The following is a 26,452-nucleotide window of genomic DNA, read 5'->3' on the forward strand; positions in this document are numbered from 1 at the left end:
CCCTTATGTGTCCGGGCCGAAGATACACTCTGGAGAGTGTGGAGCGCCGGCCGGCGCTCGGTGTCTGATGGACAAACGAACGCGAACCGGGGGACTCGCGGTACTGCTCGTCGTCTGGCTAGTCGCGACTGCGGGTGCCGGGGCGGGCGTCACGTACGGCCTGCTGTCGGACGACGGCACCGCGTCCGGGACCGTCCAGATCGCCGCCGGCTCGTCGGGACCGCCGAGCGGGCAGTCCTTCGACGACGCCAACGGCAACGGCCAGTACGACCCGGGCGAAACGACCTATTCGGCGGCCGAACTGGTCGACTTCGACGACCCCGCCGCGAACCTCGTCGTCCCCGAGAGCGTCGACTCCATCGACCAGCAGAACAGCGACGTACGGGTTCGGGCCGGCGCGATCACGTACGGCGGCTCCGTCTCCGCACAGAACGGGGACGTGTCGCTGACGGCGGTCGACGGCGACGTGACCCTCGACGGCGGCACGCTCGACTCCCAGAACGGGGCGGTCGACGTCGACGCGCCGAACGGCGGTATCTCGCTGACCGGCGGGACGGTCGAGTCACAGAACAGCGACGTGACGCTCTCGGCGGGCGACGCGGTGAACGTCTCCGGGACGGACATCGACGCCCAGAACGGGAACGTCCAGATCACGACGGACGCGCGCCTCGTCGCTGACGGCAGTACCATCGAGGCCCAGAACAGCCACGTGACCCTGGCCGGACGCACGGTCTCGGCCCGAAACGCGGATCTCTTCTCGAGGAACAACTACGTCGGGCTTTCCGCGACGCGAAACGGCGGGGGATCCCTCGACGTGACGGGCGCGTCGCTCGCGTCGCAGAACAACGACGTGACGCTCGAATCGAACGGCGACATCCTGGCGAACGAGTCGACGATGGAGAGCACGAACGGCGCGGTCACCGCCGACCTCGGTACCGCGACGGCGACGCTGTACCTCGACGGGGCGAACGTCGACGACGGCGACGACGCCATCGCGTACGGGCCGACCGGCGTCCACGTCGTCCCGAGTGGCGGTCCTGCGACCCCGTCCTGACCGGAGTGTTTGAGTCCCGGCCCGTCGTAGTCGAGCGCATGACGACCAATCGGTTCACCGTTTCGACCGACGAGCGGCTGTCGGTGGTCGACATCACCGAACAGGTCGAGGCGGCGCTGCCGCCGGACGCGTCCGGGACGTGCACCGTGTTCGCCCGGCACACGACGACCGGCGTCACCGTCAACGAGGCGGAGCCGAGGCTGCTGGACGACCTCGGCGACGCGCTCGCAGACCTCGTACCCGACAGCGGCTGGGCGCACGACGAACTCGACGGCAACGCCGACTCGCACGTCCGGGCGATGCTCGTCGGCCCGAGCGAGACGATTCCCGTCCAGGACGGCAGCCTCGACGTGGGGACGTGGCAGTCGGTGCTGCTCGTCGAGTGTGACGGACCGCGAGAGCGCGCGGTCGACGTTGTGGTCGAATAACTCGGTCAGGCGGACTCGAACTGCTCGGGTCCGTACAGCTCCCGGAGCTTCTCGCGGAACTCGCCGCGGATGTTGCGGCGTTTCTTCTTCATCGACGGCGTGAGCAGGTCGTTCTCGGCGGTCCACTCGCGGGAGACGAGTTCGAACGCCTTGATGCGCTCGACGCGTTCGAGGTCCGCGTTGACCTCGTCGACCGCCTCTTGCACCCACTGGCGCACGCGCTCGTCTTCGCACTGGGCTTCGGGGTCCGACGGGAGGTCGATCCCCTCGTTCTCGGCCCACCGCTCGAGCGCCTCGAAGTTCGGGACGACGAGCGCGGCCACGTACTTCTGGTCGTCGCCGACGACCATGACCTGATCGACGCGCTCGCTGGTGGCGAACGCGTCCTCGATGGGCTGGGGCGCGACGTTCTTGCCCGTCGAGAGGACGAGCAGTTCCTTGATCCGGTCGTGGTAGACGAGGTAGCCGTCGCGCGTCTGCTCGACGATGTCTCCGGTCCGGAACCAGCGCGTGCCGTCGAGTTCGGTGAACGCCGCCGCCGTCGCGTCGGCGTCGTTCCAGTACCCGTCCGTGACGTTCGGGCCGGCGACGAGGAGTTCGCCGACCTCGCCGTCGGCGTCGTCGAACTCGCTCCCGTCGACGACGGCGGTGTCGATGCGCACCTCGACGTCCTGAACTGGTGGCCCCAGTGTCCCGGGCCGGATGTCCTCCGGAGGGTTCACCGTCAGCACCGGCGACGTCTCCGTGAGGCCGTAGCCTTCGATGACCGTGATTCCCATCCCGAGGAACGTCTCACAGAGCGTCTTCGAGAGGCTGCCGCCGCCGCTGACCATGTACTCGACGTTGCCGCCCAGGCGCTCTGTGACCGTGCTGTAGACGAGTCGGTCGGCGAGCGAGTGCTTGGCGGAGAGCAGCGGGCCGGGGTCGTCAGCACGGGCGTACGCCCGCGCCACGTCCATCGACCACTCGAAGATCCGCTCTTTGATCGCCGACTGACCGGCCTCCGTGCGCATGGTGTCGTAGATGCGCTCGTACACCCGGGGCACGCTCGCGCCGGTCGTTGGACGGAGCTTCCCGAGGTCGTCGGCCAGCGTGTCCGGGCTCTCGGCGTAGCCGACGGCGGCCCCGGAGGCGTACATGAGGAAGTGGCCGGCGAGGCGCTCGAAGACGTGCGCGAGCGGCAGGAACGCGACCGATCTGGTGTCTGTGGTGATCGCCGGCAGGTCCGGGTGCTTGTCCGGGCGCGGTCCGATCCGCCTGCGCGTCTGGTTGACGTTCGCCCGGAAGTTCCGGTGGGTGAGCCGCACGCCCTTCGGCTGGCCGGTCGTCCCGGACGTGTAGATGAGGCCCGCGAGGTCGTCGGGTTCGCGCTCGGTCAGCCACGATCGGTAGGTCGCCTCGTCGAACGCCTCGACGCCGCGGCGATAGACGCCCGCGAGCGAGTACACGTCCTCCCGGTCAACGTCGTGGTCGTCCATGACGACGATGAACGACAGCGACAGGTCGTCCTCGACCGCGAGCACGCGCTGGAGGAGCGCTTCGTTCTCCACGACGACGGCGCTCGCGTTCGGGTCGGAGAGCAGGTACTCGACCTGGTTCGTCGAGGAGTCGGTGTACACCGTCGTCACCACGCTCCCCGCCGAGAGGAGCGCGAAGTCACACAGCGCCCACTCCATGCGGGTGTCGGCAAAGATGCCGACGCGCGTGTCCGCGGAGACCCCGAGGTCTCGAAATCCGGCGGCCAGGTGACGCACGAGGTCGTTCATGCGCTCGTAGGAGATGGCTGCGTACCCGCCGTCTGGGGCGGACGCGATCACGTCGTCGGTCAGGGAGCGGTCGTAGACGCCGCCCTTGTAGAGCTGGGCGGTGGTGTCGGCGTTTCGCTCGGCACTCGCGGCGAACATCTCGCCGAGGGTGTCGTCGCCGATCACCTCGTCGGTGTACTCCCGTTCCGCCGTCCGCCAGTCCGCCGTCCGATCGCCCCCGGTCATACCGTAGTATTCTGGGGGTACACCCAAATACGTGCAGGGTGTTAACAGTCGGTCAGTTTTCGGGAGTTTCTTTGGTAGGTAAGAACTGCGTCACAACCTCGGGCGGACGAACGTCCCGCCGTCCCGCGGCAGACAGAGACGCCGGTCCAGCGAGCGGTCGTAGTGGCGACGGGTCGACTACTGCCAGTCCATTCGGCAGTCCTCGTCGCAGAAGTGCGCCGTCTGGACGCTCTCGTCTTCGATCCAGGTGATGACGCGGTGGGTCACCTCGTTGACTATCGGCTCGCCGCAGGTGTCACACTCCGGGGCCTCCTCCTCGTCGATATCTTCGTGGTGATCGGATGTGGGGTCGACCATCTTAGTTGAGGGTGTTTTTCACGGCACTTAATCCCATATACTTGGCCCGTACGTAACGATCCTACACGCAGTCAGGGTTCGAAAACGGTACTCGAATTCGAGCAATTCCGTGGCCGGTCGTCACCGGTCGCGCGTGACCGACTCGCCGGGCGTCGTCGTCGCACCGGAGGAGAGGACGATGCCCGCGTTGAGGCTCGTGTTGATGGCCGTCTTGGCCCCGTCGCCGGCGACGACGCCGAACTTCCGTCGCCCGGTCGAGACGCGGTCGCCCTTCACCGTCAGCCGGACGGACTCGCCGTCGTGGCGCAGATTGGCGACCTGCGTCCCCGCCCCGAAGTTCACGTCGCGCCCGAGGACGCTGTCCCCGACGTAGGAGACGTGCGGGACGTTCGAGCCCGCCATCAGGACGGTGTTCTTGAGTTCGACGCCGTGGCCCACGTGGGTGTCCTCGCCGAGCAGCGTCGCCCCGCGGACGTACGCGTTCGGGCCGACGTGCGCGCCCGAGCGGATCAGCGCCGGGCCCTCGACGACGACGCCCGGTTCGACGACCGCGCCCTCCTCGACGACCACCTCGCCGCGCAGGTCGGCGTCGCCGCGGACCTCGCCGTCGAGTCGACGCTCCAGTTCGCCGAGTTTCCACTCGTTCGCTTCGAGCAATTCCCACGGCCGGCCCACGTCGAGCCAGCGGTCCACCTCGACGGCGGTGACGGACGCCTCCTCGACGACTCGACCGAGCACGTCCGTGATCTCGCGCTCACCGCGGTCGCTGAGGGGTACGTCGAGCCAGTCGCGGGCCGCGGCCGGGAAGACGTACGCGCCGGCGTTGGCGAGGTCCGTCGGCGGGTCCGACGGCTTCTCGACGATGCCGGTGACGGTGTCGCCGTCGGTCGAGAGCACGCCGTAGCTCGTGGGGTCCGCGACGCGGTAGGCGGCGACCGACGGCGCGGCGTCGAACAGCGCGCCGAGGCTCGCCGCGTCGTAGAGGTTGTCGCCGTTCAGGACGGCGAAGGGGCCGTCGAGGTGCTCGCGCGCCGCGGCGACGGCGTCGGCCGTGCCCTGCTGGCGCTCCTGGACGGCGAAGGAGACGGGGACGCCGCCGTAGCGGTCGCCGAAGTACGACCGGACCGCGTCGGCCTCGTAGCCGACGACGAAGATCAGTTCGTCGGCCCCGGCCTCGATGGCGGTGTCGGCGGTGTGCGCGACCAGCGGTCGGTCCGCGACCGGCAGCATCGGCTTCGGCGTCTGCTCGGTCAGCGGCCGCATCCGTGTGCCTTCGCCCGCCGCGAGTACGACAGCTTGCATGATCGTGGCCTCTCCCGGCCCCGAAAAATACCTACCGCTGTGGACTCGCTACGAGGCCGTCGGAAACGATTCAAATATGCGCGTGCCAGCCGCTCACGAACTCGTTCGCGGCAGGAATGTGCTCGGTCAGGGATTTGAACCCTGGTCCTCGGCTCGAAAGGCCAAGATGATTGGCCGGACTACACCAACCGAGCGTATTCTGGCGTTTCGGGTGCTCCAATTTAACCCCATCGAAATCTCGGCTTCCTGTGGATGTGTCTCACTACCGAGTGGCTGTCAACGGACTAACAGCCGCCACACAGCTTATTCGGCTCGCTGTCAGTCTGTCGGTATGCGCCTCAAGTCGTTTCTCAAGAGCAACTTCCTCGCCGGGCTCGTCCTCGTCGGTCCGCTCGTCGCGACCGTCGTCATCGTCCGCATCGTCCTCGGGTGGGTCGGCGGCGTTCTCGACCCGTTCATCCGAGGGACGCGCCTCGCGACGCTGACAGCCGACAACTTCCTGCTCGCCCAGTTGCTGACGCTCTCGGTGCTGGTGGCGCTGCTCGTCGTCCTCGGCTACGTCGCCCAGCGGAGCGTCGGCCAGCGGCTGTTCGGCCGGACGGGCCAGCTCGTGAACTTCGTCCCCGTCGTCCGGACGATCTACGGGAGCATCCGCCAGATGACGTCGTCGGTCGTCAACCGCCGGTCGGACTACGAGTCCGTCGTCTACGTCGAGTACCCGCGAGAGGGCGTGTACCAGCTAGGACTGAAGACCGGGGATGGGCCGCGAGACGCGGCCGAAGCCGCCGACGAGGACGTTTCGAGCGTGTTCGTCCCCGGGAGCCCGAACCCCACGCAGGGGATGCTCGTGATGGTCCCGGAGAGCCAGACCCACGAGTCGGACCTGAGCGTCCGCGCGGCGATCCGACTCCTGATGACGACCGGCATGGCCCAGTCCGACGGCGTCATCGAGCTCGACGAGGACGAACTGGATCGGGCGACGCCCGGTCAGCCGTGATCACCGCGTCTTATTTGCCCTGGAAGTCGGGCTCGTCGTCGCCCATGAACGCGTTGACGCCCTCCATCATGTCCTCCGTGCCGAACAGCGCGCCGAAGGCCTGCGCCTCGTGTTCGAGCCCCGCGTCGAGGTCGTCGCGGCCGGCGTGCATCGCGCGCTTGGTGTAGCGCTGGGCGACCGGCGGGCCGGCGGCGAGATCCGCCGCCAGTTCCATCGCGCGCTCTTCGAGTTCGTCGTTGCCGACGACCTCGTTGATGAAGCCGTACTCGGCCAGTTCGGCGGCGTCGTAGCGCTCGCCGGTGAAGATGATCTCCTTGGCGCGGCCCTCGCCGACGATGCGGGCGAGGCGCTGCGTGCCGCCCCAGCCCGGCATGATGCCGAGGTTGTGTTCCGGCTGGCCGAGCGTCGAGCGCTCGGAGGCGACGCGGAGGTCGGCGCAGGTCGCCAGTTCCATCCCGCCGCCCAGCGCGTAGCCGTCGATCCCGGCGACCACGGGCATCGGGCACTCCTCCAGTTTTCCGAATATCTCCTGGCCCTTCCGGGAGAGTTCGACGGCGTCGAGCGGGGCGGCGTTCGAGGCCATCGACTGCACGTCGGCCCCGGCGGAGAACGCCTTGTCGCCGGCCCCGGCCAGCAGGATCGCGCGCACGTCGTCGTCCTCGGTGAGGTGGTCGACGGCGGCGGCGAGGTCGTCCAGCAGCTCGGGGCTGACGGTGTTCATCCGGTGGGGGCGGTCGAGTTCGAGGTGCCCGACCATGTCGCCGGGATACGAGATCGAGACCGTGTCGAACTCCGCGTCGCCGGCGTCGTCGCCGCCGTAGAAGCCGCCCTCGGTGGCGGCGTCTCGCAGGCCGTCGGAGACGGCGTAGCGCGCCGCGCCGGTCTCCTCGTGGGCGGATTCGAGCGTCTCGACGAGCGCGTCCAGACCGATCTTGTCGGCCATTTTGCCCGGCCCCTCGGGGAAGCCGCCGCCGAGCATCACGGCCTCGTCGATGTCCGAGACCGGGGCCACGTCGTTCTCGACGAGCTTGCCGACCTCGTTCGCCATGACGGCCACGAGGCGGTTCTGCACGTCCTCGCGGCCGGCGTCGGCGGGGATGTCGGCGCCGCCGTTCTCGTAGTCGTAGAATCCCTGTCCGGTCTTCTTGCCGAGTTCCTCGTTCTCGACTTTCTCCTCGATGAGCGGGCACGGCTCGTAGGCCTCGCCGAGCACCTCATGCATGTACTCGAGGACGTGCAGGCCGACGTCGTTTCCGACCTGGTCAGAGAGTTCGAACGAGCCCATCGGCAGGCCCATGTCGAACTTCGTCGTGGAGTCCACTTCCGCGATGGTCGCCACGTCGTCGTGGACGAGCCACGCGGCCTCGTTCATCAGCGGGACGAGGATGCGGTTGACGATGAAGCCCGGCGAGTCCTTGCGGACGCGGACCGGCGTCTTCTCGAAGTCCTCGGCGAGGGCCTCGACGGTCTCCAGGGTCTCCTCGGCGGTGTGGGCCCCCGTGATGACCTCGACCAGTTGCATCCGGACCGGGGGGTTGAAGAAGTGCATCCCGCAGAACTGCTCGGGGCGCTCGGTGACCTCGGAGAGTTCCGTGATGGAGAGGCTAGAGGTGTTGGTGGCGAAGATGGCCTCGTCGGGCGCGTGCTCTTCGACCTCGGTGTAGACATCCTTCTTGATCTCCATCTTCTCGGGGACCGCCTCGATGACGACGTCGGCGTCGCCGACGGCCTCTTGCACGTCGACCAGCGGCGTCACGCGGTCGAGCGCGGCGTCGGCCTCCTCCTGGGAGAGCTGGTCTTTCTCGGCCAGTTTGTTCAGGGACCACTCGATGTTGTCGTACCCGTTCTGGACGAACTCGTCTTTGATGTCCCGCATGCGGACCTCGTAGCCGGCGAGCGCGGCCACTTCCGTAATTCCGTGGCCCATGTTTCCGGCCCCGAGCACGGCGATAGTGTCGATATCCTCGAAATCCATGACATGTCCCTCCACTCTCGGCCGACGTTTCAACGTTTCTCTCAGGAGACAACCACTCTCTGGTTTATTTTTGATTACAAACAATTATTGGCGGTCCACGACAACACCTCGCACATGGACTTCGACCTGACAGACGAACAGCGACAGATCCGCGACGAAGTCGCCCGCTTCGCCGAGAACGAGATCGAACCGGTGGCCACCGAGCACGACCGCGCGGAGGAGTTCCCCCACGAGGTCGTCGAGGCGGCCGCCGAGATGGGGCTGACCGGCGCGAACATCCCGCTCGAGTACGGCGGCGCGGGCTACGACACGCTGACGAACGCGATCATCGCGGAGGAGCTGTTCGCCGCGGACGCGGGCATCGGGCTGAGCATCCAGTCCGCCGCGTTCGGAGCCGACGCCATCGTCGGCTTCGGGACGGACGAGCAGAAGGAGCGCTACCTCGAACCGGTGGCGACGGGCGAGGCCGTCATGGGCGCGGCCATCTCCGAACCGGACACCGGCTCGGACGTGTCCTCGGTCTCGACGCGAGCGGAGAAAGAGGGCGACGAGTGGGTCATCGACGGGACGAAGATGTGGATCACGAACGGGACGGTCGGCGACTACTTCGTCGTCCTCTGTCAGACCGACCCCGACGCCGAGGGCCGGTACAACGGCTTCTCGCAGATCGTGATCGAGGCCGACCGCGACGGGTTCGAGGCCGAGAAGATCACGGGCAAGCTCGGGATCCGCGCCTCGGACACCGCGGAACTGGTCTTCGACGGCGTCCGCGTCCCCGAGGAGAACCTCGTCGGCACGCGCGGTGCGGGCTTCCTCCAGCTCATGCAGTTCTTCGACGAGACGCGGACCGGCGTGGCCGCACAGGGCGTGGGCATCGCTCGCGGGGCCGCCGAACGCGCGCTGGCGTACGCCCAGGAGCGCGAGCAGTTCGGCCAGCCCATCTCGGAGTTCCAGGCCATCCAGCACAAGCTCGCGGAGATGTTCACCGAGATCGAGGCCGCGCGGCAGCTCACCTACAAGTCCGCCTGGAGCGTCGACCACGCGGACGACCAGCTGACCCAGCTGGCGTCGATGGCGAAAGAGAAGGCGTCGCGGGTGGCCGTCGACGTGGCCGACGAGGCCGTCCAGATCCACGGCGGGGCCGGCTACGTCGACGACTTCGACGTGGAGCGGTTCTACCGGGACGCGAAGATCACGCAGATCTACGAGGGCACCACGGAGATCCAGAAGAACATCGTCGCGCGCGAACTCCTCGGCAAGGGCATCATGTGAGACGCGTGACCGGTCGAACCGTGCTTTTAAGCCGCTGAGCGTGCAAGGTCCGATACTCATGGGCGACCGAAATCCGCGTCGCGCAGTTCGCCCGCCTCGGACCGTTATCAGCCGCCGCTCCGTCTGCCAGTGCTGTCGGTGTCGCTGTTGATGGCCCGTCGTCCGGTGTTCCGGACGCCGACCGCTTGTATCACGCGCTGACTACCCGACTCCAGAATCCACACACCGATGTTCGACAGACTGAAAGACGACGTTCGCACAGCACTGGCGAAAGACCCCGCCGCGACCAGCGCGCTCGAGGTCGTGCTCACCTACCCCGGCCTGCACGCGATCTGGGCCTACCGCGTCGCCCACTGGCTCTGGGAGGGCGACCACCGACTGGCGGCCCGGCTCCTCTCGCATCTCACCCGCTTTCTCACCGGCGTCGAGATTCACCCCGCCGCCGATATCGGCGAGCGCTTCTTCATCGACCACGGCATGGGCGTCGTCATCGGCGAGACCGCCGAGATCGGCGACGACGTGCTGCTGTACCACGGTGTCACGCTCGGCGGCGCGTCCATGCGCCGCGAGAAGCGCCATCCGACGCTCGAAGACGGCGTCACCGTCGGCGCGGCCGCGTCGCTCGTGGGACCGATCACGGTCGGCGAGAACGCCGCCGTCGGGGCCGGTGCCGTCGTCGTCGACGACGTTGCTCCCGACACGACCGTCATCGGCAACCCGGCGGAACCGACCGACGAGGACGACGCCGCCCCCGAGCGCCCCGACCCGATCATCGCCGACGGGTAGGGACACCCTCTTTTCGCTCGCGGCCCTTCCACCGACAGATGAGTGACTCGCCACACGACGCGCTCCGGACCGACCCCGACCTCGGCCCGCTCGTCGAGGCGCACGGGGAACTGACGCTCGATCCCGCCGACGACCTCTTCGAGCGCCTCGTCGTCGCCATCCTCAGACAGCAGGTGTCGATGGCGTCGGCCGCCGCGACGCGAGAGCGACTGTTCGACGCCGTCGCGGTCACGCCCGAAGGCGTCCGCGCGGCCGACGACGAGGTGCTCCGCGACGCGGGACTCTCCCGGCAGAAGACGCGCTACGTCAACGCGGTCGCCGACGCCTTCCTCGAACACGGCTACTCGCTCGCGCACTTCGCGAACCACACCGACGACGAGATTCGAGAGGCGCTGACGGCGATCACGGGCGTCGGCGACTGGACGGCGGACATGCAACTCATGTTCGCGTTCGGCCGCGAGGACGTGTTTCCGGTGGGCGACCTCGGAATCCGCAAGGGGTTCGAGACCGCGGTCGGCGAGGGCTACGACCGGGCGGAGATGACCGACTACGCCGAGCGGTGGTCACCGTATCGGAGCTACGCGAGCCTCTACCTGTGGCGCGCGGACGAGGACGTCGCCGACAGTGTCGACGAAGTGCGCGAGGACTGAGCGAGGCGGCGACCGCGCCGGCAGGGACTACTCCTCGGCCTGCTCTTCTTCCTCGGCGTCGAGTTCGTGCTCCTCGTCGGCGCGGCGGTTCACGTCGACCTGGTAGTGCTTGAGGATGTCCCGCCCGAGCAAGAGCGGGTAGTCCATGTGCGAGCGGTCCTCGACGCTCGCGGTGACGGTGTGTTGCGTGCCGCCGACGCCGACCACGAGGTCGACGACCGGGCGCGAGCGGCCGGACTTGACGCTTCCGGACTTGATCGTGACGATGTCCAGAATCGGGCCCGTCCCGATCTCGGCGGCCAGCTTGGCGTCGATGCTGGTCCGCGTCGCGCCGGTGTCGGACTTCGCGAGCACCGTCTTGGTCCCCTGCGTCCCGGTGACGACGACCTCCTCGATGTAGCCGACGGTGACGTTCTCCGGCTCTTTCGTGCTCTGTTTCTTCGGCGTACAGGCCGGCCGGGAGTCGTCGAGGCGGTCCGACAGGCGTTCGACTTCCTCCTCGTCGACGCTGCCGCCGGCGCGCTCGATGGCGAGCCGGGCGATATGCGGTGCGGGACTGATGCCGCTGGCCTTGAACAGGCCGCGAAAGCCCGCGGTGGGATTGACTTCGAGGACGTAGTAGCCGTCGTCGCTCTGGACGATGTCGACGCCGGCGTAGTCGAGCCCGACGGCCTCGACCGAGTTGAGCGCAATTTCGCGGACGCGCTTCGGGAGCCGGCCCGTCATGTCCTCGACCTCGCCGCCGAGCGCGACGTTGGTCCGCCACTCGCCCTCGGGCGCGTAGCGGTTCATCGCACCGACGATCTCGTCGCCGACGACGTACACGCGGAGGTCGTGGTGGCGCTTCGAGTCGTGTTCCATGAACTCCTGGAGGAACGCGTGGCGGCCGCCGACCTGCGCGTTGACGGAGTTCTCGGTGTCGACCATCCACGTGCCGCCGCCGTGGGTCCCGATGGCGGTCTTGTACACCGCGCGCTCGCCGAAACGGCCCCGGCGCTCGTTGAGCTGATCGTTCGACAGCGCCAGGACGGCGTCGGGAACGGGCACGTCGGCCTCGGCCAGCGCGGCGGCGCTCGCGAACTTGTGGAGCGCCGTCGTCGCGGCCATCGGCTCGTTCAGCATCGGTTCGAGCCGGTTCATCGTCATCGCGAGCCCGATTCCCTCGGCCGGGTGTTCGTCGCTGGACAGGAGGAGTCGGTTCGCGACCACGTCGACCTCGGGTTCGAGGCGCATATCGCCGTCTTCGACGGTGATGGCCGTGTTCTCGCTTCTGAGCCACTCCGTCCCGTACCCCATCTCGTCGACGGCGTTCAGGATGGCCTTCGACTCCTTGCTGGAGTGGAGGCTCAGCACGCCGACAGTGATGTCTTGGTTGCTCATGCAGTCGCGTTCAGGGGGCCAGCTAAAAGAGGTAAGGATGTATTTCCCGTGTGCGAGGCGGTCGCGACCACCGCACCGGCGCTTCCGGGACCGACGGACCCGGAGGGGTTTTACCTCGCGACCGCACTTGTCGGGGCATGGAGGAGGCCGAGCCGTTCACGTTCGACGGCGGACGCGTCGACCCGGGTGAGACGCGGAACGTCCGCTACACGGTCAGTGAGACGTACCTGGGCGACGCCATCCGAATTCCGGTCACCATCGTCAACGGGGAGCGCCCCGGGCCGACCGCGTTCCTCACGGCGGCTGCACACGGCGACGAGCTGAACGGCATCGAAGTGGTCCGCGAGGTCGCCCACGAGTGGGACCACGAGGGACTGGCCGGGACGCTGGTCTGCCTGCCGGTGTTGAACATCCCGGCGTTCCTGGCACAGGAGCGCTACCTGCCGATCTACGACCGCGACCTGAACCGGTCGTTCCCGGGCGACCCGGACTCCACGAGCGCGAAGCGGATGGCCCACCAGATCTTCCGGAACTTCCTCGCGCCGTGTGACCTCGGACTGGACTTCCACACGTCGACGCGGGGGCGGACGAACATGATCCACGCCCGGGCCGACATGGAGGACCCGGACGTGGCCCGCGTGGCGAACGCCTTCGCGACGAACGTCATCATCTCCTCGGAGGGGCCGTCCGGGTCGCTCCGTCGGGAGGCGAGCCTCGCGGGCGTGCCGACGATCACCATCGAGATGGGCGAGGCTCACCGGTTCCAGCGGCCGCTCATCGACTCGGCGCTCGACAGCGTCCGGTCGGTCCTCGCGGAGTTCGGCCTCCGGGACTCGGACACCGTCAAGTGGCCCGGCTGGCGGACCGTCATCTCGGACAGCGACGAGAAGACCTGGATCCGCGCGGACTCCGGCGGGCTGGTCGACATGCACTACGAGCGCGGCGACCTCGTCTACGAGGACGACGTGATCTGCACCATCACGAACCCGTTCAAGACCGACAACACGCTGATGCGAGCGCCCTTTACCGGCCTGCTCGTCGGCGTGCTGGAGAACCCGCTGGTGTACCCGGGGAACCCGCTCTGTCACCTGGTCCGACTCGACGACCGGACCCAGCGCGCCATCGAGTGGAACCGGCGCTCGGAGACGACGATTGGGGACGACGGAACAGTCAATTGACGAACGTCTTCGGCCGTCTTGCCGGTGCTTTCCGACCGTTGTAGAAACTACTATCTGTTATCGCGCTAAGCCCCCAATGTATGAGTCAGTCTTACAACCGCGGCACCGTCGAGGACTTCGGACGGTGGCGAGACTTCTCGGCCGGGATGTGGGCCTGGATCTTCCACAAGTTCACCGGCTGGGTGCTCGTGGGCTATCTCTTCACCCACATCGCCGTGTTGAGCACGGCCCTCGGCACGGCCGACCTCTACACCAGCACGATCAGCGGACTCGAGGCGCTGCTGATCGTCCGGTTCCTCGAGGTCGGCCTGCTGGCCGTCGCCGTCTTCCACATCCTCAACGGGATCCGGCTCCTGATGGTGGACCTGGGTGTCGGACTCGAATCGCAGGACAAGAGCTTCTACGCGTCGCTGCTGCTCACGGGTGCGATCGTCGTCGCCAGCGTGCCGACGTTCCTCGGGGGGGCACTCGTCTAATGGCCGAGCACTACTCCTCGTTCGAGCGCGGCGGTCGCCGCTGGCTCTTCCAGCGGCTGACGGCGGTGTTCCTCATCGGCGTCCTGGCGTTCCACTTCATGCTGTTGCACTTCGTCAACCACGCCGCGGACATCACGTTCATGGGCACGCAGGCCCGGATGAGCCAGGTAGGCTACTTCGCGACGATGTGGCTGTTCCTCGTCACCGCGACGTTCCACGGCGTCAACGGCGTGTACAACGCGCTGGTCAATCAGGGCCTCACCGGGTCCCGGAAGAACGCGGTCAAGTACCTGCTCCTCGCGGCCGGCGTCCTGCTGGTCCTTCAGGGGACGCGGGTGTCGCTGGCCATGACGAACCTCGTCTGAACAATGAGCACGCAAATCGAACAACAGGAAACCGAGACGGAAGCCGACGAAGAGGCGGAGCCCGAAGTCGAGTCCCCGGGCGATCGTCGGCGCGCACAGAAACGCGAACGCCAGGCCATCGAGGAGGCCCAGCGCGAGACCGAGGAAGCGACCCTCGACGACGAGGACACGATCACGCTGAAGGTGTTCCGCTACGACCCCGAGGTCGAGGGCAAGCAGGAACCCCGCTTCGACGACTTCAGCGTCCCCTTCCACAAGGGGATGACCGTCCTCGACGCGCTCATCTACGCGCGGGACCACTACGACTCGTCGCTGACCTTCCGGCACTCCTGTCGGCAGGCGGTCTGTGGCTCTGACGCCCTGTTCGTCAACGGGAGGCAGCGGCTGGGCTGTAAGACCCAGATGTCGGACCTCGACGACCCGGTCCGCATCGAGCCGCTCCCCCACCAGGAGGTCGTCAAGGACCTCGTCGTGGACATGGAGCACTTCTACGACCAGATGGAGTCCGTCGAGCCGTTCTTCGACGCGGACGAGACGCCCGACGACCCGCTCGAAGAGCAGCGCCAGACCCGCGAGAACCGCGAGAAGGTCAAGATGTCCACGCGGTGTATCTGGTGTGGCGCGTGCATGTCCTCGTGTAACATCGCCGCCGGCGACAACGAGTACCTCGGCCCGGCCGCCATCAACAAGGCGTACCGGTTCGCGATGGACGAGCGCGAGGGCGAACAGCGCAAACAGGAACGCCTCCGTATCATCGAACAGGAACACGGCGTCTGGCGCTGTCAGACCCAGTTCTCCTGTACCGAGGTGTGTCCGAAGGACATCCCGCTGACCGAGCACATCCAGGAGCTCAAGCGGGAAGCCGTCAAGAACAACCTGAAGTTCTGGTAGCGACCGACTCCGCTACGTCCTCTCGTCGCTGTGTTTCTCCCGCCGAACAGCGTCGCGTGTGCCACGACGCCTCCGTGAATCAGCGAGACAGGAGGTCCTGGAGGCGGTCGGCGAGCGAGGCGTCATCTGTCCCGAGCCAGTGCATCTCGAACGTCTGGTCCTTGCCGGCGCTCATGAACGGCACGGTGTGCTCCGGGTCCTCGCGGTAGGCCTGGACGGCGTACACGAGGTTCGTCCGGGCCGCCTGCTCGAAGTCGCCGACGCCGCGGCAGTCCGTCTCGGGGTCGGTGGCGATCCACTTCGTCTCGTCCGAGCCGCGGGGGAGGAGGTCTCCCGGTCGACGTGACACGTCCGCCCGCTCGAAGACGGTCTCGGGGTCCATGCGGAGTAGTAGCACTCGAACGGTAATGTCTCGTTCGCCGGAGCGGGTGCGCCGGCACGGGCCTCAGTCGTTCCGACAGACGAACTCGAAGCGCGCGCCGCCGCGCTCGCTCGCCGTGGCGATGACGTCCCAGTCGTGCGAGTCGACGATCTGTTCGACGATGCAGAGGCCAAAGCCCGTACCGTCGGTCGCCGTCGAGTAGCCCGGGTCGAACACCTCGTCGGTGCCGTCGGTGAATCCAGCGCCGTCGTCCTCGACGTAGAAGCCCCACGGTTCCGTCCCGACGGTCACGGTCACGTCGCTGCCACCGTGCTCGACGGCGTTGCGAAAGAGGTTTTCGAGCAGTTCGAGCAGCGCGCCGCTGTCGGCGGTGACGGGGGTCTCGGCGTCGACCGCGAGGTCCGCGTCCCGCGTCTCGACCATCGACCACGCTCTGCGAGCGACGTCGCCGACGTCGATCGGTTCGACGTCTTCCGGGTCGACGCCCTGTTTCGCGAGGACGAGCAAGTCGTCGATGAGCGTGTACATCCGGTCGATGCTGCGCTCGGCGCGCTCGAAGTGCTCCTCCGCGCCGGTCTCGCGCGCGAGTTCGAGCGACCCGTCGAGCACGTCGAGCGGGTTTCGGAGGTCGTGGCTGATCGCGTCTGAGAAGCGCTCGAGGCGCTGATTCTGGCGTTCGAGTTCCTGCTCGTGGTGCTTCCGCTCGGAGATGTCGCGGGTGGTCACGAGTATCTGACCGGCGAGCGGTCCGGTGGTGATCTGCTTGCCGCGGGACTCGGTCCAGATCCATTCGCCGTCGGCTGTCCGGTAGCGGTGCTCAATGATGGCGTGATGCGACGAGTCCTCGATCATACGTCCGAACTGCTCGATGGCCTCCGGGAGGTCGTCGGGGTGGACGTACTCGAAGAGATCCGCGTCCTGCATGGCGGACTGGTCGTAGCCGAGAACGCGCTCGACGGACGGGCTGATGTACTGGACCGTTCCCTGACGGTCGAAGACGGTGAGCACGTCCGACGTGTGGGTGACGAACTGATTGAACTGGGCCTCGAAGCGCGGGCGCTCGCTCACGTCGCGCGAGGAGAACACGCGGTAGTCGAGTTCGCGCTCGGGACCGTCACCGGTGAACGACTCGATCCACACCCACTCTCCCTCGGCGTCGCGAAAGCGGTACTCCGTCCCGGTGTCGGAGCGCGACCCGGGAGCGGCCAGCGCCGCACGAACGCGCTCTCGGTCCTCGGGATGGACGAAATCGAGCCAGTCGCTACCGACGATGGAGTCGGCATCGTACCCGAGGATTCGCTCGACGGCGGGACTGGCGAACTGGACCGCGAGGTCGGCGTCCGTCACAGTCAGCACTGCCGGGGCGTCGGCGAGCAGCGATCGGAAATCGTCGGCAGTCTGGAAATGCGGGTCTGACATCGGGGAACGGCGATGGAGCGGTCGTACCGATCCGCTGTGGTTCCGCCTGGAAGCCGCCGTAGTCCTTGTCTGGAATTCCAGTCCGGATGATATAATTCCATCGGCCGCCGTCCCATTTGCGTCGGAACGCACGCCCTCGAGGTCGAGCGCGACACGCCGCACGGGCCGCTCGTTGGGCGCAACAGGGAGGCTTAAGTTCGGGTACTCCTAAGCCGAATATACGCCAAGAGACATTCTACCAATGTACGAACACGACGTCATCGTGGTCGGCGCGGGTGGCGCTGGCCTCCGGGCTGCGATCGCAGCGGACGAAGAGGGCGCTGACGTTGCTCTCGTGACTAAACTTCATCCGGTTCGGAGCCACACGGGCGCGGCAGAGGGCGGCATCAACGCCGCCCTCCAGGAGGGGGACTCCTGGGACCTCCACGCGTACGACACGATGAAGGGGTCGGACTACCTCGGTGACGCCCCCGCCATCGACACGTTCGCGCAGGACGCCCCAGAGGAGGTCATCCAGCTCGAACACTGGGGGATGCCCTTCTCCCGCGAGGACGACGGGCGCGTCTCCCAGCGGCCGTTCGGTGGCCTCTCGTACCCGCGGACGACGTACGCGGGCGCCGAGACCGGTCATCACCTGCTGCACACGATGTACGAGCAGGCGGTCAAGCGGGGCATCGAGGTGTACGACGAGTGGTACGTGACCCGCCTCGCGGTCACAGACCACGACGACCCCGAGGACCGCGTCTGTCACGGCTGTGTCGCCTACGACATCAAGTCCGGCGAGATTCACGGGTTCCGCGCCAACAACGGCGTCATCCTCGCGACCGGCGGGCTGGGACAGGCGTTCGACCACACGACGAACGCCGTCGCCAACACCGGCGACGGCTGCGCGATGGCCTACCGCGCGGGCGTCCCGATGGAGGACATGGAGATGATCCAGTTCCACCCGACGACGCTCCCGTCGACGGGCGTGCTCATCTCCGAGGGGGTCCGCGGCGAGGGCGGCATCCTCTACAACGACAACGAGGAGCGCCTGATGTTCGAGTACGGCTACGCGAACAACGACGGCGAACTCGCCTCCCGGGACGTGGTCGCCCGCGCCGAACTGACCGAGGTCAACAACGGGCGCGGCATCGAGGACGAGTACGTCCACCTCGACATGCGCCACCTCGGCGAGGAGCGCATCATCGACCGACTGGAGAACATCCTCCACCTGGCGGAGGACTTCGAGGGCGTCGACGGCCTCGACGAACCGATGCCGGTCAAGCCCGGCCAGCACTACGCCATGGGCGGCGTCGAGTGCGACGAGAACGGCGAGACCTGCATCGAGGGGCTGTACGCCGCGGGCGAGACGGCCTGCGTCTCGCTACACGGCGCGAACCGCCTCGGCGGGAACGCCCTGCCGGAACTGCTCGTCTTCGGGGCCCGCGCCGGCCACCACGCCGCCGGCAAGGACATGAAGACCGCAGAGATCCAGACCGGCCCCTCGGCCAAGAGCGAGCCGGGCGACGTGGAACCGCCGGTCGAACCCGGTGCGGTCGACGCCGGCAGCGACGATGTGGCCGCCGACGGCGCTGCCGTCGAGCCCCAGTCGGTGCTCGAAAACGCCGTCGATCACGAGCGCCGGCGCGTCGAGGAACTGCTGGAATCCGACGGCATCAACCACGCCGAGGTCCGCGCCGACGTCCAGCAGACGATGACGGGTAACGTCAACGTGTTCCGCGAGGAAGACGGCCTGAAAGAGGCCCTCCGGGACATCCGCGAGGCCCGCACAGAGTACGAGAATGTCGCCGTCGAGGACCCCTCGCGCACGTACAACACGGACCTCATCCACACCATCGAGACGCGCAACATCCTCGACGTGGCCGAGGCCATCACGCTCGGCGCGCTCGCCCGCGAGGAGTTCCGCGGCGCGCACTGGCGCGCGGAGCACCAGGAGCGCAAAGACGACGAATGGATCAAGCACACGATGCTGGCCTGGAACGAGGGCACCCCCGAACTCTACTACAAGCCTGTGATCCTCGAGGGCGACGAGCAGACCTACGAGCCCAAAGAGCGCTCGTACTGATCAGGGCGCGCCGACGAGCACGAACGTGCTCTCGGTGTCGCCGTTTCGGATTGTCCGCTCCGACTCCGGCGGAATCCTGAGCGCGTCTCCCCCGGACAACTGGACGTCTTCTCCGTCGACTTCGACCGTGGCGTCGCCCTCGAGCAGGAGGTACACCTCCTCCTGTCCGTCCTCGGCGTGATCGTGGGGTTTGCCCGTCCAGCCGGGGTCACACTCGAGAACGGTGACGCCCACCTGCTCGCAGTCCAGCGGTTCTCGGAGGAAGCGCATCGCGTCCGCGACCGGTTCGACCTCGGTGGTGGAGACTTTGGAGTAACTCACGGACGATTGTTCGGACCGATTTCAGTAATAGCTGTGGTCGATCGGACAGCGTGTTGGACAGAACGAATCCGGTTGCACTGGCCCACCCCGTCACCTATTTGAGACACAGACCCGTACGTATCGGTGTCTGGAAGGGTGGCTCAGTGGTAGAGCGCTACCGACCAATCGCCAGATTCCGGTCGGTAGTTACCCCGCAATGGGCTCCGCGTGGTTCGATTCCCGCCCCTTCCATCCCGACGAACCACTCGTGAGTGGCGACTGGCGAAGGGGACTCGAACACGCGAGTGGCGACTGGGGGCACAGAGTTACGCCTCGGGGGAGTCCCGCTCGAAAATCCGAGAGTCGGCCGGGGGGAACAGCAACTCTCGGTCTGGAAAGGTAAGGAATGTGGGGGGGTGGGGGGTGGGGGTGGTGCGGCACCAGAACGGTGCCTACTCTATGTAACGGTAGATTACTGTAAAAGCCTTGTGCCTGAATTATCATAGCTGATATTCTGGTGACGACGGTCAGACAGAAGCCTCTCGACGCTGTCGAAGTCGTCCGAATATCGGACACTCGATCTGACGGTTCAGATATGATATTCGATAGACGAGAAAACGGAGCGCTGCTCGAATCACGACCCGGAGCCGATTATTTGTGGGTGAACAAGACGACGCTGTCGTCGTGGATAGCCGTACAGAGGTCCATCTCAAAGTCGAGATTCAGCGAGGTGAACTCCTGCTTGCAGACGACCATGTCGTCGAAGGGGTCTTCGCAGGCGGGACAGGCGACCGCGGTAGTGTTCTGGTAGGAGGCGATGGCCTCGTTGTCCTCGCGCGGGGTCAGCGACGAGACGAGTTCGTCGAAATCGTCCATGTTCTGGCAAGCGTGACCGCGTGGCATAAATCACACGCCGGCGCGACCACCGATGTATTAAAGTTTGCTTGTAGTAACTCAAATATAATGGCCAGAATCGGGAGCGGAACGCGGTTCGTGCTCGTTGCAGGGACGACAGAGACGGCGACTCGGGACGGGATCAGCGCGGCCGGAGCCGATCCGGAACTGATGCCCGTCACGCCCGCCGCGGACGCCGAAATTCTGACCTACGGCGGCCCGGTCCGGACGGACGTGATTCCGGTCAGTCCGAGCGGCTGTCCGACCCCGGCGCTCGTGACGCGAGCGGTGCGGGAGGTGCTGGGAATGGACGTGACGGTGGTCGACGGCGGGCTGGCGGAGGCGACCGGCGCGCCGACGGTGACGGTCGGGGCGCGCCCGGGCAAGGACATCGCCGAGCAGGACCCCGTATCGACGGCGCACGGCGCGTTCGCGGCGGCTCGGCAGTTCGGACAGTCGCTCCCGGCGGACGAACTGTGGCTCGGAGAGACGATTCCCGGCGGGACGACGACGGCGCTCGGCGTCCTGCGCGCGCTCGGCGAGGACGTGATGGTATCCTCGTCGCTGCCGGAGAACCCCACGGCGCGCAAGGCGGACCTGGTCGCGGAGGGACTGGCGGCGAGTTCGATGGACCCGGGCGACGCCGCCGGCGAGCCGAAGCGGGCGCTGCGCCGGATGGGGGACCCCGTGCTGGCGACGATGGCCGGACTGACCGCGGGGGCGGTCGAGACCGATACCGCCGTGACGCTGGCCGGGGGTAGCCAGTGCGTCGCCGTCGCCGCCCTGGTCCGCCACGGCGGCTACGAGGGCACGCTCGGGCTGGCGACGACGAGCTACGTGGCCGACGACGACAGCGCGGACCTCCGCGAGAGCGCCGACCGACTCGACCTCGACCTGACCGTCACCGACCCGGGCTTCGACGAGGGCGACCACGTCGCGATGGAGCGGTTCGTCGCCGGCGAGGCCAAGGAGGGCGTCGGGATGGGCGGCGCGCTGGCGCTCGCCGACCGCGCCGGCGTCCCGATGGCCGAGGTCCGTGACCGCTTCGCAGAACTCTACGACGACCGCATCGGGGCCCTGGAATGAACGGGAGAGCGCGATGAAGGGACTCGTCCTCGCGGGCACGCGCTCGGGCGTCGGCAAGACCGTCGCGACGCTGGCGACGCTGACGGCGCTCGACGAGGCCGGGTACGACCCACAGCCGGCGAAGGCCGGGCCGGACTTCATCGACCCGAGCCATCACGAGGCGCTCACGGATCGTCCCTCGCGAACGCTCGACCCGTGGTTGGAAGGCGAGGAGGGGATGCGTCGGACGTACTGGCGCGGCGAGGGCGACGTCTGCGTCGTCGAGGGCGTCATGGGGCTGTACGACGGGTCGAAGGCCTCGACAGCCTCGGTGGCGGAAGGGCTCGACCTCCCGGTCGTTCTCGTCGTCGACGCGAAGGCCGGCATGGAGAGCGTCGCCGCGACGGCGCTCGGCTTCGCGCAGTACGCCGAGCGAACCGGCGCGGATATCGAGGTCGCCGGCGTCCTCGCCCAACGCGCCCACGGCGGCCGACACGCGGACGGCATCAGGGACGCGCTGCCCGAGGAACTGACCTACTTCGGGCGCATCCCGCCGATACCGGACCTGGAGATCCCGGACCGCCACCTCGGCCTGCACATGGGGTCGGAAACCGACCTCGACCGAGACGCGCTCTCGACGGCGGCCGAGACGATCCGCGTCGAGCGACTGGTCGAGGCGGCGCGAGAGCCGGCGGCCCCGCCGGCCACCGATTCGACCGACGCGACCGCACCGACTGCGCCGGGGGACCGGCGAGTGGCGGTCGCGCGCGACAGCGCCTTCTGTTTCGCCTACCCGTCGGTCCTCGACCGCCTGCGGGCGGGCGCGACCGTCGAGACGTTCTCTCCGGTCGCGGGCGATCCCGCGCCCGACGCCGACGCCGTCTACCTGCCCGGCGGCTACCCGGAACTCCACGCGGAGTCGCTGTCCCGCGGCGGGACCCTCGACGGCATCGCCCGCCTGGCCGCCGACGGCGTTCCGGTGTACGGGGAGTGCGGCGGGCTGATGGCGCTGTCCGAGTCGCTGACCACGACCGACGGCGACACCTACGAGATGGCGGGCATCTTGCCGGCCGATGTCGAGATGTGCGAGCGCTACCAGGCCCTCGATCACGTCGAACTGGCGGCCCGGACGAACGCGGTGACCGCGGCCGCGGGCGAGACGCTCAGGGGCCACGAGTTCCACTACTCGTCGGCGTCCGTCGCCGGCGACGCGGCGTTTGCCTTCGACGTGGTTCGGGGCGACGGCATCGACGGAGAGCGCGACGGCCTGACCGAGTACCGGACGGTCGGGACCTACTGCCACTGCCACGCCGAGAGCGGCGCGTTCGACAGCCTCCTGACAGGATCGTCCGAGTGATTTTCCGCCGGGAGAGCGTCTGACACCTGTGCCACGCGCGGCTGACCGCCCATAAACTTTTTTCCCGTCTGGCGGCGTGATACACGCAATGAACGAGTTGCGCGACCTGCTCGGAGACCTGGTCGCAGACGTCGATTCCGTGTTCCTGTTCTCCCCGAACGCCTCGTTCTTCGAGGGGTTCGAGTCGCTCGACGACGAGGTGGTCGTCGTGGGGCCGGAGAACGCCCTCGACGCAGAGCCGTTCGTCGAACTCCCGCTTGACTTCACCGACCTCGAGGGCCGCCTCCGATTCGGCATCGAGGGGGCGCTCGAACAGGGCATCGTCGACGAGGGCGAGGAGGTCCTCTGCGTGACCGAGGTACTGGACGGGACCGAGAATACCCTCGTGCGCGTCCAGACCAACGACTTCTCGCCGTCGGGCGTCTACGACCTGTTCGTCAACTCCCGGGCGGAGGCCGGCGTCGTCCGCGACGTGTTCGAGGTCGCCATCGAACTGGGCAAGAAGGGCCAGAAGGGCAAGCCCGTCGGCGCGCTGTTCGTCGTCGGCGACGCCGGGAAGGTGATGAACAAGTCCCGGCCGCTGTCGTACAACCCCTTCGAGAAGTCCCACGTCCACGTCGGCGACCCCATCGTCAACGTGATGCTCAAAGAGTTCTCGCGCCTCGACGGCGCGTTCGTCATCTCCGACGCCGGGAAGATCGTCTCGGCGTACCGCTACCTCGAACCCTCCGCGGAGGGCGTCGACATCCCGAAGGGCCTCGGCGCTCGCCACATGGCCGCCGGCGCGATCACGCGCGACACCAACGCGACGGCAATCGTCCTCTCGGAGAGCGACGGCCTCGTCCGGGCGTTCAAGGGCGGCGAACTCGTCCTGGAGATCGACCCAGAGGAGTACTGAGCCATGCAGCCTGGCGAACAAATCTGGGAGTTCATCCGGTCAGTGTTCTCGCCGGAGGGGATCTTCATCATCACCCTCGTCGTGCTGGCGCTCGGCCTCGTCCTCGGCTACCTCGTCTGGCGCTCCTCGCGGCGGTTCATGCGGGAGCTCGGCGTCCCCGAGGCCGTCGAGGGAACGCCCTTCGAGCGCACGGCACGCGGACTGGGCACGTCGACGGTCGGCATCATCTCGAACCTGGCCGCCCTGTTCATCTACATCACGACGGTCACGGCCGTCCTCAACATCGCCCAGTTGACCGACCCAGAACTGTACTGGGCCCGCTTTACCTCCTTTCTCCCCGACCTCTTCATCGCCCTGTTCGCGGTCATCATCGGTCTCATCGCCGGCGACAAGGCCAAGCTCGTCGTCTCCGAGCGGCTTCGCAGCGTCAAGATGCCCGAGGCGACGGTGCTGCCAGAGCTCGTCAAGTACAGCATCTTCTACCTGGCCGTCCTCATCGCGCTCGGGCAGCTCGGCGTCGCCACGCTGGCCCTGCTCATCCTGCTCGGCGCGTACGCGTTCGGGCTGGTCTTCGTCAGCGGGCTCGCGCTCAAGGACCTCCTGCAGGCGGCCGCGGCCGGCATCTACCTGCTGCTGACCGAGCCCTACAGCATCGGCGACGAGATCGTCATCGGCGAGCAACGCGGCATCGTCCAGGAAGTGGACGTCCTCGTCACGCGCATCGAAGACGACGGCGAGGAGTACATCATCCCGAACAAGCGGGTGTTCCAGACGGGCATCACCCGGATCCGGAACTGAGCCGCGCCGCTCGCGTCTTAGGCCGCCTCGTCTGTCGAATCCGCTCCGTCCGTCTCCTCGTCGGAGAGCGGTTCAGCCGGGACGCCCGCGACCGTCGCGTCCGCGGGCACGTCCTCCGTCACGAGCGAGTTCGCCGCGACCTGCGCGCCGGGACCGATCTCGACGCCGGGCAGGACGATCGCGCCCGCCCCGATCATCGCGCGCTCCCCGACGACGACCTCGCCGGTTCGGTACTCCTCCTGTAAGAACTCGTGGCACAGCAGGGTCGCGTCGTAGCCGATGATCGCGTGGTCGTCGACGGTGATGAGCTCCGGCCAGAACACGTCGGGCGTCGACTCCAGCCCCCAGGCGACGCCGTCGCCGACGGTGACGCCCAGCCGACGAAGGAGCCAGTTCTTCAGCGGGAGACTGGGCGAGATGCGACAGACGAGGATGACGGCGTAGTTGACCATCACCCGGAGCGGGTGCTTGGCGTCGGGCCACGGGAACAGCGAGTTGTGCGGGCCGGTCGTCGGGTGGCGGCGCAGTCGGTCGTGTCGTGGACCACTCACGCCTGCCGGTTACGCGGCCGCGGTAATCAAACCCGTCGACTCTCAGCGCCGCCGGAACTCCGGCGACACGAGCACGCTCACCGCCGCCAGAACGTCGGCGTCACGAGCACGAGCACCGGGACGATCTCGATGCGCCCGACCCACATCAGCAGGATCATCAGGAGCTTGCTCGACCGGGCGAAGCCCTCGTAGGTCCCGAACGGGCCGGCCCGTCCGAAGGCCGGGCCGATGTTGAAGAACATCGACGCGGCCGCGCTGAGCGCCTCGAACTCGGAGATCGGCGTGCCCGCTCGCTCCCCGTCGGCGACCAGCAGGACGGTCCCGAGGATGAAGAAGACGAGCGCGACCAGCGTGTAGGCGTACACGTCCCGCACCGTGTCTTCGCTGACCACCTCGTCGCCGAGACGGACCGGCCGGACGCTGTTCGGGTGGGCCGAGACGTTCAGGTCCCGCCAGAACGACTTGGTGACGATGACCCACCGGAGCGTCTTGATCGAGCAGGTGGTGCTGCCGGCCATCCCGCCGACGAACATCAACACGAAGAGGACGTTCTTCGCGCCGGCCGACCAGGTGTTGAAGTCGGTCGAGGCGTAGCCCGTCGTCGTGACGATGGAGGCGACCTGGAAGGCCGCGTGGCGGGCCGTCTCCTCGGCGCCGCCGGTGAATCCGGGGCCGAGCACGAGGAGGCCGCCGACGAGGACGGTGGCGGTGGCCAGGATGCCGACGTAGAAGTGGAACTCCTCGCTGTCTCGCAGTCGTCTCACGTCGCCGCGCAGCAGCGCGTACAGCAACACGAAGTTCGTCGCGCCGACGACCATGAACGCGACGACGGCCCACTGGACGGCCGGCGAGAACGCGCCGACGCTCTCGGCCCGCGGGGAGAAGCCGGCGGTCGCGATGGCGGTGAAGGCGTGAGCGACCGCGTCGAAGGCGGTCATGTTCGGGGCGAGACCGACCGCGCCGAGGAGGAACAGGATCAGCGCGGCGGCGGCGGTCAGCGCGAGGTACAGCGCGCCGAGAATCCGCGCCGTGTCCTCGATGCCGGGCGTGAGCTTCGTCACGTCCTTCGTCCGCGACTCGGTCTCCATGAGCTGTGCGCCGGCGACCGACAGCCGCGAGAGGACCGCCGTCGCGAGCAACAGGACGCCGAGGCCGCCGAGCCACTGGAGGACCTGCCGCCACATCAACAGCGCCTGCGAGTGGGCGTCGAAGTCGCGGATGACCGTCGCGCCCGTCGTCGTGATGCCGCTCATGCCCTCGAACAGCGCGTTGACCGGGCTGGCGAAGACGCCGGTCCCCTCGACGTACAGCGGAATCGCGCCGACGACGGCGATTGACAGCCACGCCAGCGAGACGGTCAGGAACGCCTCGCGGTTGTGGATGCGGTCCCGCTCGAAGCGCGTGAAGAGCGTGCCGGCGGCCAGCGAGACGGCGATGGCGAGCAGGTACGGAGCCGGGGACTCGCTGTAGACGAGCGCGACGAGGACGGGGACCGCGAGCGGGACGGCCAGCCACTGGAGGATCGCGCCGAGGACGGAGAGCGACGAGCGGATGTCGACGGAGGTCAGCGCCACGTCGAATCACCGTCCCGCTGCTGTGAGTGAACCACGGCCGGAGC

The 26,452-nt window shown here is 67.6% G+C and carries 26 protein-coding genes and 2 tRNA genes; 16 read left to right on the top strand and 12 right to left on the bottom strand.

The genetic code is table 11. The features are described 5' to 3' along the window. Positions 1-67 precede the first annotated feature (67 nt). Both GM656_RS12850 and GM656_RS12855 read left to right on the top strand, forming a co-directional pair. Complete coding sequence (locus tag GM656_RS12850) at positions 68-1,054, top strand: hypothetical protein (protein WP_162414072.1); 987 nt, start codon at positions 68-70, stop codon at positions 1,052-1,054. 38 nt (positions 1,055-1,092) lie between these two features. Continuing rightward, positions 1,093-1,482: a secondary thiamine-phosphate synthase enzyme YjbQ gene (locus GM656_RS12855; protein ID WP_162414073.1), complete on the top strand. Its 390-nt coding sequence runs from the start codon at positions 1,093-1,095 to the stop codon at positions 1,480-1,482. A gap of 5 nt (positions 1,483-1,487) precedes the next feature. Here GM656_RS12855 and GM656_RS12860 read toward each other — a convergent pair whose 3' ends face one another. From GM656_RS12860 to GM656_RS12875, 4 genes are all read right to left on the bottom strand, one after another. After that, a complete protein-coding gene (locus GM656_RS12860) occupies positions 1,488-3,473 on the bottom strand; it encodes an AMP-dependent synthetase/ligase (RefSeq protein WP_162414074.1) in 1,986 nt (661 codons plus the stop codon). A 177-nt stretch (positions 3,474-3,650) separates the two neighbouring features. Continuing rightward, positions 3,651-3,830 carry a DUF7576 family protein gene (locus GM656_RS12865; RefSeq protein ID WP_162414075.1) on the bottom strand — a complete coding sequence of 60 codons (180 nt, stop codon included), beginning with the start codon at positions 3,828-3,830 and terminating at the stop codon, positions 3,651-3,653. A gap of 120 nt (positions 3,831-3,950) precedes the next feature. Next, positions 3,951-5,132 (bottom strand): bifunctional sugar-1-phosphate nucleotidylyltransferase/acetyltransferase, encoded by a 1,182-nt coding sequence (gene glmU / locus GM656_RS12870; protein WP_162414076.1) that lies wholly within the window; start codon positions 5,130-5,132, stop codon positions 3,951-3,953. A 119-nt stretch (positions 5,133-5,251) separates the two neighbouring features. Beyond that, a tRNA-Glu gene (locus tag GM656_RS12875) sits at positions 5,252-5,326 on the bottom strand. A 137-nt stretch (positions 5,327-5,463) separates the two neighbouring features. On the opposite strand from GM656_RS12875, the gene GM656_RS12880 reads away from it, so the two are divergent. After that, positions 5,464-6,129, top strand: a complete 666-nt coding sequence (locus GM656_RS12880) for a DUF502 domain-containing protein (protein WP_162414077.1) — start codon at positions 5,464-5,466, stop codon at positions 6,127-6,129. Positions 6,130-6,139: 10 nt separating this feature from the next. Here the strand turns inward: GM656_RS12880 and GM656_RS12885 are convergent, their stop codons facing one another. Continuing rightward, complete coding sequence (locus tag GM656_RS12885; protein WP_162414078.1) at positions 6,140-8,104, bottom strand: 3-hydroxyacyl-CoA dehydrogenase/enoyl-CoA hydratase family protein; 1,965 nt, start codon at positions 8,102-8,104, stop codon at positions 6,140-6,142. A 114-nt stretch (positions 8,105-8,218) separates the two neighbouring features. Between GM656_RS12885 and GM656_RS12890 the strand changes: the two genes are divergently transcribed. The 3 genes from GM656_RS12890 to GM656_RS12900 all read left to right on the top strand — a co-directional run bounded on the left by GM656_RS12890 (position 8,219) and on the right by GM656_RS12900 (position 10,812). Then, on the top strand, positions 8,219-9,376 hold the full coding sequence (locus GM656_RS12890) for an acyl-CoA dehydrogenase family protein (RefSeq protein ID WP_162414079.1): 1,158 nt from the start codon (positions 8,219-8,221) through the stop codon (positions 9,374-9,376). 228 nt (positions 9,377-9,604) lie between these two features. Then, entirely contained in the window at positions 9,605-10,162 is a 558-nt protein-coding gene (cysE, locus tag GM656_RS12895) for a serine O-acetyltransferase (protein ID WP_162414080.1), read from the top strand. 38 nt (positions 10,163-10,200) lie between these two features. Then, the gene (locus GM656_RS12900; RefSeq protein ID WP_162414081.1) at positions 10,201-10,812 is read left to right on the top strand and encodes a DNA-3-methyladenine glycosylase family protein; all 612 of its coding nucleotides are present in this window, start codon (positions 10,201-10,203) and stop codon (positions 10,810-10,812) included. 27 nt (positions 10,813-10,839) lie between these two features. Here the strand turns inward: GM656_RS12900 and GM656_RS12905 are convergent, their stop codons facing one another. Beyond that, positions 10,840-12,192 carry a RimK family alpha-L-glutamate ligase gene (locus GM656_RS12905; RefSeq protein WP_162414082.1) on the bottom strand — a complete coding sequence of 451 codons (1,353 nt, stop codon included), beginning with the start codon at positions 12,190-12,192 and terminating at the stop codon, positions 10,840-10,842. Between the two features lie 137 nt (positions 12,193-12,329). On the opposite strand from GM656_RS12905, the gene GM656_RS12910 reads away from it, so the two are divergent. From GM656_RS12910 to GM656_RS12925, 4 genes are all read left to right on the top strand, one after another. Further along, positions 12,330-13,370: a succinylglutamate desuccinylase/aspartoacylase family protein gene (locus tag GM656_RS12910; RefSeq protein ID WP_162414083.1), complete on the top strand. Its 1,041-nt coding sequence runs from the start codon at positions 12,330-12,332 to the stop codon at positions 13,368-13,370. 80 nt (positions 13,371-13,450) lie between these two features. Further along, the gene (gene sdhC / locus GM656_RS12915) at positions 13,451-13,846 is read left to right on the top strand and encodes a succinate dehydrogenase, cytochrome b556 subunit (protein WP_162414084.1); all 396 of its coding nucleotides are present in this window, start codon (positions 13,451-13,453) and stop codon (positions 13,844-13,846) included. After that, a complete protein-coding gene (locus GM656_RS12920; RefSeq protein WP_162414085.1) occupies positions 13,846-14,211 on the top strand; it encodes a succinate dehydrogenase hydrophobic membrane anchor subunit in 366 nt (121 codons plus the stop codon). The genes sdhC and GM656_RS12920 overlap by 1 nt, the downstream gene beginning before the upstream one ends. A 3-nt stretch (positions 14,212-14,214) precedes the next feature. Next, a complete protein-coding gene (locus GM656_RS12925) occupies positions 14,215-15,102 on the top strand; it encodes a succinate dehydrogenase/fumarate reductase iron-sulfur subunit (protein ID WP_162414086.1) in 888 nt (295 codons plus the stop codon). A 79-nt stretch (positions 15,103-15,181) separates the two neighbouring features. Here GM656_RS12925 and GM656_RS12930 read toward each other — a convergent pair whose 3' ends face one another. Together GM656_RS12930 and GM656_RS12935 are read right to left on the bottom strand one after the other, a co-directional pair. Continuing rightward, positions 15,182-15,484: a hypothetical protein gene (locus GM656_RS12930; protein ID WP_162414087.1), complete on the bottom strand. Its 303-nt coding sequence runs from the start codon at positions 15,482-15,484 to the stop codon at positions 15,182-15,184. Positions 15,485-15,547: 63 nt separating this feature from the next. Next, positions 15,548-16,903 (bottom strand): PAS domain S-box protein, encoded by a 1,356-nt coding sequence (locus GM656_RS12935; protein ID WP_162414088.1) that lies wholly within the window; start codon positions 16,901-16,903, stop codon positions 15,548-15,550. Between the two features lie 241 nt (positions 16,904-17,144). On the opposite strand from GM656_RS12935, the gene GM656_RS12940 reads away from it, so the two are divergent. Continuing rightward, positions 17,145-18,971, top strand: a complete 1,827-nt coding sequence (locus tag GM656_RS12940) for an FAD-binding protein (RefSeq protein WP_162414089.1) — start codon at positions 17,145-17,147, stop codon at positions 18,969-18,971. On the opposite strand, the gene GM656_RS12945 is transcribed toward GM656_RS12940, so the two are convergent. Beyond that, complete coding sequence (locus GM656_RS12945) at positions 18,972-19,292, bottom strand: cupin domain-containing protein (RefSeq protein WP_162414090.1); 321 nt, start codon at positions 19,290-19,292, stop codon at positions 18,972-18,974. It abuts the gene before it with no gap. A gap of 129 nt (positions 19,293-19,421) precedes the next feature. Between GM656_RS12945 and GM656_RS12950 the strand changes: the two genes are divergently transcribed. After that, positions 19,422-19,523: transfer RNA gene (locus tag GM656_RS12950), tRNA-OTHER, on the top strand. 399 nt (positions 19,524-19,922) lie between these two features. On the opposite strand, the gene GM656_RS12955 is transcribed toward GM656_RS12950, so the two are convergent. Continuing rightward, a complete protein-coding gene (locus GM656_RS12955; protein WP_162414091.1) occupies positions 19,923-20,147 on the bottom strand; it encodes a DUF7385 family protein in 225 nt (74 codons plus the stop codon). 87 nt (positions 20,148-20,234) lie between these two features. Here GM656_RS12955 and GM656_RS12960 point away from each other — a divergent pair, with 87 nt between their 5' ends. From GM656_RS12960 to GM656_RS12975, 4 genes are all read left to right on the top strand, one after another. Further along, positions 20,235-21,251, top strand: coding sequence for a nicotinate-nucleotide--dimethylbenzimidazole phosphoribosyltransferase (locus GM656_RS12960; protein ID WP_162414092.1), 1,017 nt, complete (start codon positions 20,235-20,237; stop codon positions 21,249-21,251). Between the two features lie 13 nt (positions 21,252-21,264). Next, positions 21,265-22,587 (top strand): cobyrinic acid a,c-diamide synthase, encoded by a 1,323-nt coding sequence (locus GM656_RS12965; RefSeq protein WP_162414093.1) that lies wholly within the window; start codon positions 21,265-21,267, stop codon positions 22,585-22,587. Between the two features lie 88 nt (positions 22,588-22,675). Then, the gene (dacZ, locus tag GM656_RS12970) at positions 22,676-23,485 is read left to right on the top strand and encodes a diadenylate cyclase DacZ (protein ID WP_162414094.1); all 810 of its coding nucleotides are present in this window, start codon (positions 22,676-22,678) and stop codon (positions 23,483-23,485) included. A 3-nt stretch (positions 23,486-23,488) separates the two neighbouring features. Continuing rightward, complete coding sequence (locus GM656_RS12975) at positions 23,489-24,283, top strand: mechanosensitive ion channel domain-containing protein (RefSeq protein ID WP_162414095.1); 795 nt, start codon at positions 23,489-23,491, stop codon at positions 24,281-24,283. Between the two features lie 17 nt (positions 24,284-24,300). Here the strand turns inward: GM656_RS12975 and GM656_RS12980 are convergent, their stop codons facing one another. Both GM656_RS12980 and GM656_RS12985 read right to left on the bottom strand, forming a co-directional pair. After that, complete coding sequence (locus GM656_RS12980; RefSeq protein ID WP_162414096.1) at positions 24,301-24,834, bottom strand: acyltransferase; 534 nt, start codon at positions 24,832-24,834, stop codon at positions 24,301-24,303. A 77-nt stretch (positions 24,835-24,911) separates the two neighbouring features. Beyond that, the gene (locus GM656_RS12985; RefSeq protein ID WP_162414097.1) at positions 24,912-26,408 is read right to left on the bottom strand and encodes a TrkH family potassium uptake protein; all 1,497 of its coding nucleotides are present in this window, start codon (positions 26,406-26,408) and stop codon (positions 24,912-24,914) included. Positions 26,409-26,452: the final 44 nt, after the last annotated feature.

It is taken from the genome of Haloarcula salina, assembly GCF_010119195.1.
Lineage (GTDB): Archaea > Halobacteriota > Halobacteria > Halobacteriales > Haloarculaceae > Haloarcula > Haloarcula salina.

What these genes read in the sequence shown, in the direction of transcription:
- GM656_RS12885 (WP_162414078.1), bottom strand. Translation starts at nt 8,104, where the DNA reads ATGGATTTCGAGGATATCGACACTATCGCCGTGCTCGGGGCCGGAAAC.
- GM656_RS12975 (WP_162414095.1), top strand. Translation starts at nt 23,489, where the DNA reads ATGCAGCCTGGCGAACAAATCTGGGAGTTCATCCGGTCAGTGTTCTCG.
- GM656_RS12935 (WP_162414088.1), bottom strand. Translation starts at nt 16,903, where the DNA reads ATGTCAGACCCGCATTTCCAGACTGCCGACGATTTCCGATCGCTGCTC.
- sdhC (WP_162414084.1), top strand. Translation starts at nt 13,451, where the DNA reads ATGAGTCAGTCTTACAACCGCGGCACCGTCGAGGACTTCGGACGGTGG.
- GM656_RS12900 (WP_162414081.1), top strand. Translation starts at nt 10,201, where the DNA reads ATGAGTGACTCGCCACACGACGCGCTCCGGACCGACCCCGACCTCGGC.
- dacZ (WP_162414094.1), top strand. Translation starts at nt 22,676, where the DNA reads ATGAACGAGTTGCGCGACCTGCTCGGAGACCTGGTCGCAGACGTCGAT.
- GM656_RS12955 (WP_162414091.1), bottom strand. Translation starts at nt 20,147, where the DNA reads ATGGACGATTTCGACGAACTCGTCTCGTCGCTGACCCCGCGCGAGGAC.
- GM656_RS12925 (WP_162414086.1), top strand. Translation starts at nt 14,215, where the DNA reads ATGAGCACGCAAATCGAACAACAGGAAACCGAGACGGAAGCCGACGAA.
- GM656_RS12905 (WP_162414082.1), bottom strand. Translation starts at nt 12,192, where the DNA reads ATGAGCAACCAAGACATCACTGTCGGCGTGCTGAGCCTCCACTCCAGC.
- GM656_RS12965 (WP_162414093.1), top strand. Translation starts at nt 21,265, where the DNA reads ATGAAGGGACTCGTCCTCGCGGGCACGCGCTCGGGCGTCGGCAAGACC.
- GM656_RS12850 (WP_162414072.1), top strand. Translation starts at nt 68, where the DNA reads ATGGACAAACGAACGCGAACCGGGGGACTCGCGGTACTGCTCGTCGTC.
- GM656_RS12960 (WP_162414092.1), top strand. Translation starts at nt 20,235, where the DNA reads ATGGCCAGAATCGGGAGCGGAACGCGGTTCGTGCTCGTTGCAGGGACG.
- GM656_RS12855 (WP_162414073.1), top strand. Translation starts at nt 1,093, where the DNA reads ATGACGACCAATCGGTTCACCGTTTCGACCGACGAGCGGCTGTCGGTG.
- GM656_RS12890 (WP_162414079.1), top strand. Translation starts at nt 8,219, where the DNA reads ATGGACTTCGACCTGACAGACGAACAGCGACAGATCCGCGACGAAGTC.
- GM656_RS12940 (WP_162414089.1), top strand. Translation starts at nt 17,145, where the DNA reads ATGTACGAACACGACGTCATCGTGGTCGGCGCGGGTGGCGCTGGCCTC.
- glmU (WP_162414076.1), bottom strand. Translation starts at nt 5,132, where the DNA reads ATGCAAGCTGTCGTACTCGCGGCGGGCGAAGGCACACGGATGCGGCCG.
- GM656_RS12920 (WP_162414085.1), top strand. Translation starts at nt 13,846, where the DNA reads ATGGCCGAGCACTACTCCTCGTTCGAGCGCGGCGGTCGCCGCTGGCTC.
- GM656_RS12910 (WP_162414083.1), top strand. Translation starts at nt 12,330, where the DNA reads ATGGAGGAGGCCGAGCCGTTCACGTTCGACGGCGGACGCGTCGACCCG.
- GM656_RS12930 (WP_162414087.1), bottom strand. Translation starts at nt 15,484, where the DNA reads ATGGACCCCGAGACCGTCTTCGAGCGGGCGGACGTGTCACGTCGACCG.
- GM656_RS12880 (WP_162414077.1), top strand. Translation starts at nt 5,464, where the DNA reads ATGCGCCTCAAGTCGTTTCTCAAGAGCAACTTCCTCGCCGGGCTCGTC.
- GM656_RS12860 (WP_162414074.1), bottom strand. Translation starts at nt 3,473, where the DNA reads ATGACCGGGGGCGATCGGACGGCGGACTGGCGGACGGCGGAACGGGAG.
- GM656_RS12865 (WP_162414075.1), bottom strand. Translation starts at nt 3,830, where the DNA reads ATGGTCGACCCCACATCCGATCACCACGAAGATATCGACGAGGAGGAG.
- cysE (WP_162414080.1), top strand. Translation starts at nt 9,605, where the DNA reads ATGTTCGACAGACTGAAAGACGACGTTCGCACAGCACTGGCGAAAGAC.